15 protein-coding genes are annotated in these 12,966 nt (G+C 55.9%); all 15 read right to left on the bottom strand.

Annotated elements, in window-relative coordinates; all coding sequences use genetic code 11:
- Positions 1-30 precede the first annotated feature (30 nt).
- The 15 genes from THS27_RS18440 to THS27_RS18370 all read right to left on the bottom strand — a co-directional run bounded on the left by THS27_RS18440 (position 31) and on the right by THS27_RS18370 (position 12,964).
- The gene (locus THS27_RS18440) at positions 31-711 is read right to left on the bottom strand and encodes a pyridoxal-phosphate dependent enzyme (RefSeq protein WP_085593533.1); all 681 of its coding nucleotides are present in this window, start codon (positions 709-711) and stop codon (positions 31-33) included.
- Positions 693-1,367: a site-specific DNA-methyltransferase gene (locus THS27_RS18435; RefSeq protein ID WP_139835649.1), complete on the bottom strand. Its 675-nt coding sequence runs from the start codon at positions 1,365-1,367 to the stop codon at positions 693-695. Before THS27_RS18435 ends, THS27_RS18440 begins: the two co-directional genes overlap by 19 nt.
- Before the next feature lie 269 nt (positions 1,368-1,636).
- Positions 1,637-1,807, bottom strand: coding sequence for a Com family DNA-binding transcriptional regulator (locus tag THS27_RS27750; protein ID WP_085593531.1), 171 nt, complete (start codon positions 1,805-1,807; stop codon positions 1,637-1,639).
- A gap of 142 nt (positions 1,808-1,949) precedes the next feature.
- Positions 1,950-2,636, bottom strand: a complete 687-nt coding sequence (locus THS27_RS18425; protein WP_085593530.1) for a DUF4376 domain-containing protein — start codon at positions 2,634-2,636, stop codon at positions 1,950-1,952.
- 11 nt (positions 2,637-2,647) lie between these two features.
- A complete protein-coding gene (locus tag THS27_RS18420) occupies positions 2,648-3,418 on the bottom strand; it encodes a hypothetical protein (protein WP_085593529.1) in 771 nt (256 codons plus the stop codon).
- 3 nt (positions 3,419-3,421) lie between these two features.
- On the bottom strand, positions 3,422-4,027 hold the full coding sequence (locus tag THS27_RS18415; RefSeq protein WP_085593528.1) for a putative phage tail protein: 606 nt from the start codon (positions 4,025-4,027) through the stop codon (positions 3,422-3,424).
- Complete coding sequence (locus tag THS27_RS18410) at positions 4,024-5,136, bottom strand: baseplate J/gp47 family protein (protein WP_085593527.1); 1,113 nt, start codon at positions 5,134-5,136, stop codon at positions 4,024-4,026. The genes THS27_RS18415 and THS27_RS18410 overlap by 4 nt, the downstream gene beginning before the upstream one ends.
- The gene (locus THS27_RS18405; protein WP_085593526.1) at positions 5,136-5,615 is read right to left on the bottom strand and encodes a phage GP46 family protein; all 480 of its coding nucleotides are present in this window, start codon (positions 5,613-5,615) and stop codon (positions 5,136-5,138) included. Before THS27_RS18405 ends, THS27_RS18410 begins: the two co-directional genes overlap by 1 nt.
- Positions 5,615-6,250 (bottom strand): phage baseplate assembly protein V, encoded by a 636-nt coding sequence (locus THS27_RS18400; protein WP_085593524.1) that lies wholly within the window; start codon positions 6,248-6,250, stop codon positions 5,615-5,617. Before THS27_RS18400 ends, THS27_RS18405 begins: the two co-directional genes overlap by 1 nt.
- On the bottom strand, positions 6,247-7,293 hold the full coding sequence (locus THS27_RS18395; RefSeq protein ID WP_085593522.1) for a phage baseplate assembly protein: 1,047 nt from the start codon (positions 7,291-7,293) through the stop codon (positions 6,247-6,249). The genes THS27_RS18400 and THS27_RS18395 overlap by 4 nt, the downstream gene beginning before the upstream one ends.
- Positions 7,286-8,563, bottom strand: a complete 1,278-nt coding sequence (locus tag THS27_RS18390) for a DNA circularization N-terminal domain-containing protein (RefSeq protein ID WP_085593520.1) — start codon at positions 8,561-8,563, stop codon at positions 7,286-7,288. The genes THS27_RS18395 and THS27_RS18390 overlap by 8 nt, the downstream gene beginning before the upstream one ends.
- Positions 8,560-10,518, bottom strand: a complete 1,959-nt coding sequence (locus tag THS27_RS18385) for a phage tail tape measure protein (RefSeq protein ID WP_085593518.1) — start codon at positions 10,516-10,518, stop codon at positions 8,560-8,562. Before THS27_RS18385 ends, THS27_RS18390 begins: the two co-directional genes overlap by 4 nt.
- Before the next feature lie 177 nt (positions 10,519-10,695).
- Positions 10,696-11,100: a hypothetical protein gene (locus THS27_RS18380; protein WP_085593516.1), complete on the bottom strand. Its 405-nt coding sequence runs from the start codon at positions 11,098-11,100 to the stop codon at positions 10,696-10,698.
- Positions 11,100-11,468 carry a phage tail tube protein gene (locus THS27_RS18375; protein ID WP_085593514.1) on the bottom strand — a complete coding sequence of 123 codons (369 nt, stop codon included), beginning with the start codon at positions 11,466-11,468 and terminating at the stop codon, positions 11,100-11,102. The genes THS27_RS18380 and THS27_RS18375 overlap by 1 nt, the downstream gene beginning before the upstream one ends.
- Positions 11,469-11,482: 14 nt before the next feature.
- Positions 11,483-12,964 carry a phage tail sheath subtilisin-like domain-containing protein gene (locus THS27_RS18370; protein ID WP_085593512.1) on the bottom strand — a complete coding sequence of 494 codons (1,482 nt, stop codon included), beginning with the start codon at positions 12,962-12,964 and terminating at the stop codon, positions 11,483-11,485.
- Positions 12,965-12,966 lie beyond the last annotated feature (2 nt).

Raw genomic sequence — 12,966 nt, 5'->3', positions numbered from 1 at the left:
CCGGGGCATTTACCCCGGCTTTTTGTGTTTTTATGCTGATACATTCCAGAACAGAACGCCGTCTGATGACCGATAGTGTCGGCATTCTTCCCATGCTTTTGCATCATAATAGGGGTTTGACGGGAATGGCGGTGTGTTCCGACATTTGGTGCTGAATGGAATGGAGGCGGAAAAGATTGCATTGGTTGCTTTCTTCCCCACCGCAACGGCACAAATTCTTGCCTCAGGCCAGGCTTTTGCCAAAGCTTTTGCAAGAACGCCGCTGCCCGCCGCGCACCAAACTTCATTGGGTTTGTAGTTAATCGCCTTAGCGACCCCAGCGATTTCGTTGATAGCTTCCGGCATATCTAATCCGAACGGCAACAGATGCGCTCCGCTTTCGGCGCAATACTGCCGGGCGCGTGACTTGACGACCGAGAGATAACCCGGTCGCACTTCGATAATGCGTGCGCCGTAACTTTCGGCCTGATTGGTATAGGCTGTACGCTCCTTTCTGGCAGGCACGAACAATGTCGCCTGTTTCCCGGCTTGATAGGCGGTAATTGCCAAAGCAACCTGTGCGCCGCCTTGGGCGGGACCGGCATAGACGACTTCATTCGCATCAAGCGTTTTCAGGTAAGGCAAAAGAAAGCGCGACTTTGTGCCGCCGGGGATCAGGTCGTCGCGGATAACCGCGACGCCTTCATGATGTTCTAAAACGGGTCGTTGCACGGCGTGTCTCCTAAATCCTGTTTAGCGATCTTTGGGTCGCCCTTTACAAACAAAAGCACGTTCTGGTGGGCGCGACCGGGTTTCCGGCTTTTTTCCCACTGACCGCGCACCCGTAAAGGCAGCGTTCCCAAGGCGTTAAGCAGCACTATCTCGCCATAGTATTTGAGGCCAGCCTCACAAAAGGAGGACCTCACGACCTCCGGAAGGCCAAGGTAAAACCCCTCCTTATCGCGAATATCCGAGACGACGTAGGCGGCAAAGCGGTTGTTCTTCAGGCGCTTTGCCTGCTGTTTGATGGAATGCCGCAGGCTTCCGGCAAACACGTCCCAGGGCATATTGGAAATATCACCTGCAATGTCCGAATAAACCTCAAGATCGCCATAGGGCGGACAGGAAAACAGGAAATCGGCCTGTCCTTTGAAATGCCGGTGGATCGACTTTCCGCAGGAGTCCAGACAGCGCCATTTCGGCATGGGGGCAGAGCAGAGTTCTTCAGCCTGTTTTTCGTTGGCTGCAACCTGTTCGGCGCGGATGTCAAAACCCATATAGTTAAAGCCCAGCCGGGAGGCCACCACACCCCGCACCGATCCTCCTGCAAAGGCATCAAAGACCAAACCACCGCTGGGGACAAACCAGCGGTAAACGATTTCGCACAATACAGGATCAAAGATGCTGGTTGATGCCCATGCCGGTGTGTCTTTGTGTTTGCTGTTTTTGATGTGCGATGCCTTGACCGCATAGATGGATTTTAGGCTTTCCCATGTATCGTCGCGGCCAAGTTCGCTTTGGATGCCAAGATCAAGCCATTGGCGCTTCCGCGTTTGCCACCATCCCTGGCGGGCATCGAGAACCGAAAAAGGCGGGTAGAAAAAGTCTCTGTATAGCTTTCCATTACTCACTGGTTTTCTCCGAAGCTCAAAGGCTTTCAGAGGTGGTCCGCTGAATGGGACTCGATGGCATTAAGGGTCTTGCAGCGTGTGCATTTGACCCGGATAAAGATGCGACCGAATGCTTCAAGAAGTTTTCGACCGCAGGATTTGCACCGGATTTCCCGGTACTGTTCTTTTTTTGTTCCAGAGTTGATTGACTCTGTCATCTTCGACCTTTAGCAAAAGCCCCGCCGTTGCAACGGTGGGCGGGGCGATTTAATCGTGAGTGGTCGATCTCACTCGGTTTGGGCGGGGATACGCCCTAACCCCCGCCTGTTTTATCAGAGGGGAAAACACACAATATCTGGCTTATGCCACTCCCGGCCAGTCAGGCCACTTTTCAATCTGATCAAACGTTTGGATTGTGCCTGCGTTTATTTCCGTCCGAACAGCACCTTCGCTGGTATAACAGGCCGCAACGTGGTTGCGCACGGCAATAACCAGTTCGAGCATTTGCGCGTTGGTTAAGGCTTCAAATCCATGCGCGAACTTCCAGCCATCGCCATCCGTGCGTAAACCTTCATTAATCGCCTGCAATTCGGCCATGCATTTGGCCTGCCCGCGATCATCGGTTGCCTGGACCCAACCATTCCAGACACAACCGCCCGTTTCCGCACGATAACGACGGCTGGCCGCAGCGGCAAAAAGCTGATCATAGATCGGGGCTGGCATTTGCCATGCATCACCATCCCAGGTGGCATCCTGCGATGGCGGCACGAACGGCGTGTGGCCATCGGGAATATCGCCCGGTTCATCGATCACGCACGCCGCCCCGGTTTCGGTATTGTAAACCGTTTCCCCGCGATGATCCGCAACCAACGACCAGGTTACCCCATCGGAATCATAAACAGCGACCATACCTGCGACCACATCGGGCGGGGCAATATCGGTCGCCCAGGCAGGCATCAGGAATTCGCCATCGCGTTTCGGGTTTTTTTGCGCGATAGCGGCGCCCAAAAAGACACCGTTGCGCGGGCTATAAGTGTAAATTTTCATGGGTTTATCCGTTAATATTTGATGCAGTAATTGACGGTGATGTTTTTACTGCGGGTTTCGGTTCCCGTGCGCGCTCCAGGTGAATTTGCGCTATCGAAGCTCATAAAGCGATAGTATATAGAACCAGCGCCTGCGGCGACGGAACCTGAACCATTCGGGGTAGACGTTATCGCCCCGGAACTAGTAGTCCCCCCATCCGTTACCATCTTGCCGGTCTCTGATAGGTTACCCGTAATCTGCTGCATCTGGTCCGCCTGATAGGTCCCGAACACGCGCCCGGGATCAAAGCCGCGCCCACCGTCAAAACCACGCAAGTAAACACCACGGGCATCAGGAAGGCGGAAATTGGTGGTGCCATTGCCAGAAGAAAAGGACCCCGATGTTGCAAGGTTCCAATTTGCTTCGGTAATCAGGTTGCCGCTGGTTTGGATATAAGCCCACAAATCGGGGTAATCCGCGCGCAATGGCATGCTGGCATCAAGCAGCAAAAAACCCGGAAACGGCGTTGTGCCCAATGCGGGCAGAACAGCCCCGACAGGCAAAGTATCCGCAGGCGGAAGGGCACCAATGGCACCGGCAATCATCGCGGTAATGGCCGCAGACATTTGCGCAAGGTTCGCACCGTCAGGGGTAAGCCCCGCGCCGGTAATTACATTCAGGATTTCTCGCATGGGGTGTTCCCATGCCTTGGCACTAACGGCATCGCCTTCGATATCGTTAAGCGGGTCGCCATCTACATAGGGCGCGCCACCGATTTTGCCGATGGGATTTACATATTCCATGATTTAGGCTCCTTCATAAGCAAAGGTCAGTTTGACGTGCGAATGGTTGATCCTGCTCAACATGCAGGTCAGGTCTTGCGCGCGAGCAAAGGTCAGTTGTTTTTCACCGCCGCGAGAAACCCCGCTGCGAAACCATGTCAGGCGGGCATGTTTGACCTTGACCGTCCACCAATAGCGACAGGAATGCGGGCCGTGGATAACATCGCCGCCCCGTGACATGCCGCCGACGAAGGGGCGGCGTTCGATTACTTCGGCCTCGTAACCAAGTTTCGCGGCCAAGGCGACGATGGCCTTGGGGTTTAAGCTGCCAACACGGGTTCGTTTTTCGTGAATGGAGGCACGGCGTTCCTGCAAGGTGCTGTAGGCCATGTGTTCGCAATCGGGCAGGCTGAAATCTTTCTCCCATTCGGGCACCAGCAGGTTTGCGCCGAGTGGGAATGCTTCAATCATCAGGGTTTCGAGTACGTTATCCTCAATTGAAAACTCCCTGGCAATTGCGGTTAATATCCCGTCGCGGTTATCGGCCCCCTCACGCGGGAAGGCCGGGCCTTGCGGCAATCCCGCAATCATCGCGCGGGCGTAATCGGTGGTTTTGGTGTCGATGCTCATGGTGTGGCCTCCCACAGCACATCGGCTCCTAACAGGATGCGCGAAAGCCAGGGCATGTCATTGACCCCGCAGATAACATCATCTGCGGGGATGGCCAGCTTGTGATAGTTTTCGCCAACCGCAGCAGATACCGCGCCCGTGATCCAGCTTCTTCGCACTGTCACGCCGGGCTCACCGATGGAGCGAAACAGCGACTGGACATTGGCGACAATGGCGGCCAGCGTCTTGCTATCGGTCGGGGTCAGGCTGTCAAACACCAGATCAATCGGGTTAAGCGTTGCTGCAATCACAAAAACCTGTGCCGTCGCCGGGCGTCCCTCCCATTGGTTCGTGATCGGATTGATATAGCCTTCTATGTGGTTGGCAACGCTTTGGCGTAGGGTTTCAGATGCCACCGGCCCGGTAGGATCGTCATAAGCCGCAATACGAACCGTGACGGTTCCAAGGCCCATGGCAAGCGGCGTTACCCAAGCGTGCGTCACACCGGCAACATCGAATGCCAGGCGTACATAATCGGCGTCGTTGCCGCCAATCGGCGGGTTGGCCTGGCGAAACAGGATACGGGCGCGAAACGCTTCAATTTCTTCGATCTCGCGCCCTTCGGTGAAGGCGGTCGTAGCGGTGGCTGCCGCAGCGATACCGGCAACAGGGGAGACCAGAGACAGGGTGGTGCCTGCGCCAAGGTTCCCCGCTATGCCGGTTGTTTCTGCTGTTGCGGCAACCGTGGCGGAACCCGCTGCAATCGATACTTCGGACGCGGTTACATAAAAGCCACCCGCTGCATCCTGAAAGCGTGAACCGCCAGGTAATACCGCGCCGTTGCTTCCTGTAACTGTAATTTCGCCAACCGCCGCCTTGGCCTCGTGCCGGGTCATGCCAAATTCGGTGGCAATGTCCAGCAACCCTTCCTCGTTTGCCGTCCTGGTAAAGCGTTGCCGAGCCTGCCATGCGATATGCTGGTGAATGTCGTCAATTTCGCCTGCAATTTCGGCAGAAAGCACGCCGATATTCGACATGCGACCGGGCGTGGTGGTCAGCTTCAGGCCTGCTGTAATCCCGGCGCGCAGACGTTCTTCACGGTCTTTAAGCGATGTGATCGGCCAAACCATCAGGCAAGTTCCTTTAAATCATAGGTCTTGGTGGCAGTGTCATAGACAAAACCATAGCGTTTTGATTGCCGCATGCCGGTCAGATGCAGCGTTAATTGCGCTTCGATCCGGCCACGATGGGCGGCCTTTTGTGCGACGGCGGTGACGCCAACCACCGGGGCGGCGGCCCCTTCGGTTTCGTCAATCATGAAAGTGCAGGCCTGTTCGAGGGCTTCGGCGATTTTGTAGGGTTTGTCGGGCGTGATCTTTTCGCGGGCTAAAAGCCATAGCAGGCTGCCGTCGGGCGCATCGGATGTCAGCGCCGATGCCCAATGACCGCGCGGGTCTTGCCCTGCATCGACCGCGCCATCCGGGGCACGGGCATCGCGAAACAGGGCGTGGATAAGCATTGTTATCAGGGCGTCGCCGACGACAAGGTCGGTGCCGTTGGTGGCGAAATCAAAGCCGGTTTTGGTTGGGTTGGAAAATGCAATATCCATTACGCAACCTTCATTTTTTCGGACCCGGAGACAATCGGCCACAGCCCCGCAGAACTGCCCGAGCCGACATTAACCATGTCACCGACACGGGCGACGGGTTGGCCACCTTCGCCACCAAAGGAAATGTCGTTGCAATCAAGCGATGCGCTTTGTGCTGCTATGGTGACGTTGTTGGCGTTAATGGCGACGGTGCTTGCGTTTACGATCACTTCGGGGGCTTCGACTTCGACCTTGGGTGCGGTCACCTTAACGGTGTTGGGGACCGATACCGTCAAGGTGCCATCGTCATGCAACCAGACTGTCTGGCCGAATTTTGACCAGACAACAACCTCACCATCCTTGATCCCTATTGGGCGATAACGCGGATCGCCAATGATCAGGGCTGTCAATTGGCCGCGTTGACCCAATACCGATGCCATGAAAGCCTCTGCCCCGACGAGAGGCCGCGCCGCAAGCCCATAGGGTTGCGCGTGATCGACATCGTTTAGCAATTCCCCGGCCAGACCGGATATCTGGACACGCTGAATTTCCCCCGTTTGATCGGTGTAAACCAGCGTGACATTCCCGCGTGTGAACAACATGCGGATACGAATTTTGATTGCATCAAGTGCGTCTTTGATCTGCTCAAGGTTCACCAGACATCTCCCGTCGATTTTTCAGGTTCGGCGCGCAGGTCGAACGCCTTGGGATCGACCAGCGTCAATGCTGTTTCGGGTGCGCTTTTTTCGGTTATGGTGAAGATAACTTTCTTGATCAGCCGTTGGCCGCGATAGCCTTCGATCTGATCGTCAAGGTTCACCGTTTTGTTGATGGCCCAAAGATGGTCGCTGTCCGTTCGCCAACCATCCACCGTATAGGTGCGGGTTTCGGCGCGTGCGGCATTCAGGGCGGCGGTGGCCGTGGCAAGGGCCTTCATGGCGCTGGTGTCACCCGGTTCGTCAGCAATGATGATCGTCGGGCTATAAAGGTTCATGCCTGCATCGACGGCGCGGCCTTCTATCTTGTTGTGATCTGAACTTCCCCAGTTCGTACCCTTGTTTTGGGTTCGGCAGATATATTGATCATGCCGGTCTTCAAGGCTTTCTGTCAGGTTCAGACTTGTGGCATTGCCCCCGGTTTCGCTCATGGAAATGGTGTCGGAAAAAGACCCACCTTTACCGGGGGTCGTTAGCGCCAGGTTGCCATCGGCGGTCGCATGGAACAGTAATCCGCGGTGGCGGCAAATGCGCTCAATAACCTTTTGCGCGGTATCACCTGGTTGCGCGGTGAATTTCTCGAACGCCTTGCCAACCGCAACATCGGCCCGCACGGATACGTCAAACGGTTTGCAAATATCGGTAATGATTTGCAGGGCATCTTGCCCCGCCCATTCAGCAGGCGAGCGCAAAACGCTACCCTTGAATAACAGGGCTGTTTTGTCTCGACCGGTGATTTGCAGGTCAATCGTGTCATCTACGGTCAGGGTGCGCGCGGCAATGAAACCAGCGATCACGGTTTCACCATCAAGCGTTAGTCGGCATGTGCTTCCCAGGCGGATTGCAGGCACGCCCGGTTCAGCATTCTGACGTGTCAGGCCAAGAGTGAACTCCCCAAAAACGCCGTCAATTGATTTGGTGATTGTGGCGTCAGACCAGCCATCCCAAATGATGCCACCAACATAGAGTTTGACGTTATTCATTTGCCCCGTCTTTCAAATACAAAACCGGCTTTGCCGCCGGGACAAAAGAAGCGTGCCGAATGCCGTTGAGTGTTGCGATTTGTTGGTCGAGCGACCCAGTGAGGCGATAGGCGGTCACGCGGGCCGGAGCATCTGCTTGCGGTGTTTCCGATGCCAGCCACGGCAAGCCGGTGCTGCGTTCTGAAATGTCGCGTGATACGGCGGTGCGTAGATTGCGCAGTGATTGGCTGCGCGCGGCATTTTTCATCGGATCGTCTGTGGTGGTGACAGACGCGGCTGAGGAAAGCGCCTGTGTCAGGGTGTCGCGTACGCCAAGCGCTTGTTGCAGATTATCGAACCGGGTTACCGCAACCGAACGGGCGGCAATGATCGTTGTTGCATCATAAAACGCCTGCCCAACCGAAGCGGCGTTCATTGCTTCAGACGAATTTGGCGCAGATGTCGCGGCAAAGAAACGTTGGGACAGGCTACTGATTTGCGGTGAAACACCAAGGCTGCTTAATGCCCCGACATTGTCCTGGGCAGCGGCCCAGACCTTGCCGGAATTTTCTTTGAGCGTACCGACAAATGACGAAACACCTTCCGGGCTCGCCCCGAAATAAGTTGCGAGATCGCCCGAAACACCAAACGCGCCATTCATGAGCGCAGGAGTTCCGACCGATGCCATTTTGATAGCGATGTCTTCGCCCATCGAAATTGCCGATGCCTTGAGGGCGGCTGGGGTGACATTTTTGGCATATTGAAACAGCTTGATCGACGCCTTAAGTGCCTTGCTGTAATCAATTTTGGACGGGTCGTCAGCCGTGGCGATGTCGAGATTATAGGCGGCGGTCGTGCTTTTCTGTGCGGCGTCGCTGGCAATCAAAAGGTTCGCCTGGGTATCAATGCGCGCCACCGGGCCGGTTGCGTCGCCCGCCTGAACGAATGTGACGTTGAAATCGGCAACACCCAGTTCGGTGAAAACCTCGTCGTCATAAACGCTTTCGACAACAACCGAAATCGTACCGCGTGTCGGGTGAACAAGCGGGCCGGGGCCAATTTGATCAAACGCCGCTTCAAGGGCCGCACGGCGTTGCAAGGCGTCATTGCCAAGCAGATAAATTTCCATCTCGAAGGCGAAATCATCGACGCCCATATCGGTGACGCGACCACGCTTTGCAAACGGATAGTGCTTTTTATCGATGCGATGCTGTGAACGACGGCGGCTTTTCGTTACATGGAATTCAATACCGCGAAACGAGGCCTGCTGATACTGACCGAGATCGATCATGGTGCGCCTCCAACCAATCCGCCAACATCAGACTGTGGTGCATGAAAACCGCGTCGACGACCGGGCTGGTTCTGCACGCGCGTGTTGTCGTGCAACGCCTTCGTGAGGTTCGCAAGGGCGGCATGGGTTTCCGCATTGCCTTGGCCATCGTTGCTACTTGGCTTCTCGTTGCCCGCGATACTGTCATACAGTCCATTAATCGCCGCTTCGCCGAAATAACTGCCAAGGCCTGCGCCAATCAATCCACCGAGAACGGTGCCGATAGGACCAAGCAGGGTGCCCGCAGCAGCACCCAGTTCGCCCCCGGCAATTGCGCCGCCAAAGCCACCAGCAGCACCTGCCGCGCCGCGCGTATCGCCTGCGATGAGAGATGATCCGATATCAACAGCACCGAGGGCCGCGCCCAATGGGCCAACCCCCCGGACCAAACGCCCGGCTTTCCCGCCAAGTGAGGTTAGTCCTTTGGTCACACCGCGCGGAACAAGGCTTCCGGCGCGCGAAGCGAGACGACCAAGACGGCTGCGCGAACGCCCACCAAGGCTTCGACGGGATCGGCGATTTGACGTTAAGTCGCCTGATCCGCCAAAGCCGCCCCCGGTTGGCCAGTTTGTGACCATCACAGGGGTAGCAGCTGCACTTGAAAGAGCGCTGGCGGCACGGCTGCCTGCCGAACCACCCCGCCGCAACCCTTGGGCAAAACGAATGCCGCCAGCGACGCCGCGTACCGCCTTGTTGACGGCCCAGATACCTGCGGCAGCGGCAGCTCCGGTCGCGGCAATGTTGAAAATATGTTCGAGCTGATCACTATCAAGCCCCTGAATGGCGTCGGCGAGGTCCTGAATAGGCTGTGACAGGTTGTTGTTAGCCAAGCGGGTAAAAGCCGAATTCAGGGTGTCAACAGCGGCGGCCATCGTGTGCGTTTTGTCGATAGCATCCTGTACCATCCGGTTGCCATCGGCTGAGACGCCCATCAGATCAGACAGCATTGTGAATTGGCCTGTCTTGTTAAAGTCGGCCTGCAATTGGGCAATGGCATTTCGGGACTCTTCGCCGAATATGCTTTGTAAAATGCTGTCTTGCTTGACCTTATCCTTGACCTTGCTGACCTTTGTCAGGATGTCGGAAAGAACCAGATCAAGTGATTTACGCGTGTTATCAGGATTGATAAGTTTGATGCCGTTTTGTTCAAGTTTTGCGCCGTTTCGCTGTATATCGGCGATAACCGCATTGATTGCGGTGCCGGTTTCGGCGGCATTGGTGGTGGTGTCCTGGGTGGTTTGCATGAACGCGCCAAGGAAATCGAGTGCGCCTTGCCCTTTGTAACCGAGGGCCGCAAATTTTGAGGCCAACGGTCCCAATTCGGTCGCCATGTCCTTGAACGGCATGGAGCCTTGCTTGCCTTGTTCAATCAGTTTTGCCAGTGCGGCGCTGATCTGATCCGGTGTTTTTATGTCGAGTTTCTTGAGCGCGGCCACGACTTTCGCGATGTCGGGTGCTGCTGCCCCCGATGCCCGCATAGAAATCCCCATATTTAAAATGTTGTCGGTCGCGAATTGAATGTCGCCGGTAAGGTCGACGACGCTTGAAATACCCGCAACCAATTGCGACACATCAAGACGTACTGAAGGCGTGTTGGCGACATCAAGCAGCTTCTGTTTGAGTGTCGCCGCAGCATCATCGGTCAGGCCTGCCTGAACCTGAATATCTTTAAGCTGCCGGTCGAAATCGATAACCCCTTTGGCGGCAATACCGACGCCAAGCGATGAAACAAGCCCGGTATATCGGTTGCCCAAGCGATCAATCCCGTTCGAGGCACTGACGGACATTGAACGCAACCGCCCGAAATCCCGACCAGCATTGCTGACCAGGCTCTTGACCGCGCCCGCCATTGATTTGGCGGATGCGGCCAGATTGCCTTTCAGATCAACTTGTACCTGGGATTTGAAATCGGTCATTTTGCCTGTTCAGCCAGTTTTTTGAGATAGCGGATAAGATGTGCCAGGCGCATGTCACGAACGTCACGCAGTGACGATCCGGTCAGGCGCGACAGGGTTAAAGCCATCGTTTCAACCTCGTCGCGTGAGGCGATCAGGCGTTGCCCCTGGACAATGCCTGGCGCGATCCGGTCAAGCCTAAGCGCGGTCAGGATTGCTTCCGGCTTCGGCTTCGTCTCGCCCCCCGGCTTTGCGATCTCCGGCTTCCTTTTGCAAAAGCAGTTCGTCGATTGCATCGCACGTCGCAATCAGTTCGCGATATTCGGCTTCGGACAAGGCGCGCAAGTCTTTCAACTGAACCGGGCCTTGCAGTTCCTCGCCGTTTTCGGTTGAAAGGCGTTTGATCTGGCGACGGTAACGTTCGGCAGAAACGATCACCGGGCTTTCAACAATGACGGGCGACCCATCGGGGGCAAACCGCACGACTTCGCCCGCCTGGGTGGCATCAATGGCGTCGCCTGCTGTGAGGGCGCTGATTTCAATAATCGGATAGGTTTTTTCACCGATCCTGAAACCGGTTTTCAAGGTATGAACATAAGACATCAGGCTTTCTCCGCGCTTGCGCCTTCAAGGGTCAGGGTCCATTTGGCGCTATCGCCATCCGTCAGTTCGGGGTCTTCGGTCATGACCATTTGGGGAACGACCCAAGCCTGTTCGGAATAGTCGTCGGCAAAGCGCACGGTGACTTCCTTGCCAGCGGAAAGCCGCGCTTGGATATCGAAGTCATTGCGCGCGGCAACATCGCAGGTCAGCTTCGACGTGTTGGGCATCACGCTTGCCCCAATATAGCCGCGTGGTCCTTTGTGGATTTTGCCTGTTGGCAACCCAAGCTGGAATTTCCCCGTTCCTTCGATGCTGGGCAGTTCATAGCCATCAACAGTGATGACGGCGGTGCCGAAAATCGTAGACATGAATGATCCTTTCGTTAGATCAGGCGAAACGCAGAACGCACCGCAAGCTGGTGAAACTGATCCATCGGGCGCGGCTGGTCGAAAACATCGAGACGACCGCGTTTTTGGGCATTTTTGTTGGCAAGGATATCGGCCTTGTAGCCTGCAAAATCGTCCATGATCCCCGCGTCAACCATTGCTTTGTAATGCGCCAGGAACTCGGCGATGGCGGTATTCGGCGTGACGATATTTGAAGCAAAACCGGCGGCGGGGTTTCCATTCATACCCAGCTTGTGACGCGGGTATTTAAGCTGGAACCGGTTGATCACCGAGCGGCGGTAATAGCTCATGATCATGACGGTATTGAGCGACTTGTAAGCGGTGTCCTCGGCTCCAACCGTATTGGCGCTGTAGGTGGTTACCGCGCGCTCGATATGGACCTTGCCATCGGTTGCGACAGTGTGCGTCGAAATGCCTGCCGATAGCAGCGTTTCGTTTTCAGCCGCACGGCGACGCTTGCCTTCTGGCGCACCCATGATCCCGACCAGCTCAAGGGTCTGGAAAGGCCGGGCCGGATCAAGTGCGCCGTAATACATGACATTGGCGGCGGTCGATGCGGCCCAGACCCACGGCGGCGACAATGCGTCCTGTGTCGTATCCATGATCGCAATGTTCTGGCTGTTAAGTGTTGGTGCATAGGTTGCCAGGGCGGCAACGCCGTCGCGCTTGGCGGCGAATACCCGACCATCCAAAGCCGATAGAGGCCCCCAGCGCAGATCAAGTTCGGCGCGAAGTGCCGTCATATTGGGTTCGTCAACATAAGGTGTGACAAATCCCTGATATTGCGTCAGGTCGTCAAGCGCATCGATTGCGGCGGTCAGGTCGGGATTGCCCGCCCCATCCGCAAAGCTACCAGTACCAAAGGTCAAACCCGGAGTAACTGTGTCGCTGTTGTAATAGCGGGTGGCAAAGGTGATGTCGTTGCCGGTTTCGCCCTTCCATTTGCAGGTCAGGGTCAGATCGGCCCCGACAGCAGATGCGATAACCGGGCAGGCCGGATCATTATTGAACAATGTTGCGAGCCGACCTGCAACATCGGTGGCGGTATCGCCGGACGCAATGCCAAGCTGATAACGGGTTTCGTTAAGGTAAAATTGCTGGGTGGTGGATCGTGTTGCCGCACCGGCAAAGGTGCGCGTCAGGGTCGCGGCGACACCGGCGGCGTTGTCAGCGAGCGTAATGACCAGCAATTCCTGATAGGGGTTCACTTTGCGAAAGGCATCAACCATGCCGACCAGCATCGAATCCTTCCCAAACAGGACGCTTGCTTCAGCACTTGTGATAACCTGATAGACTTGGCCAGCAACCGCTTCGGGATCGGTGCCAAGCTGACCGAACATTACGGTGCGCTGTTTGAACACCGGCAAACCGCTGGATGCAAGACTGGGATCAATCTCGACATAAATGCCAGGCCGATAGATGTCGAGCGGGATTTGATTGAAGCTGATCTCGGGCATCG

The organism is Thalassospira sp. MCCC 1A01428, assembly GCF_002115825.1.
GTDB lineage: Bacteria > Pseudomonadota > Alphaproteobacteria > Rhodospirillales > Thalassospiraceae > Thalassospira.
Note: the sequence above shows the minus strand (reverse complement) of the source record. Positions and strands in the feature narration are given on the sequence as shown.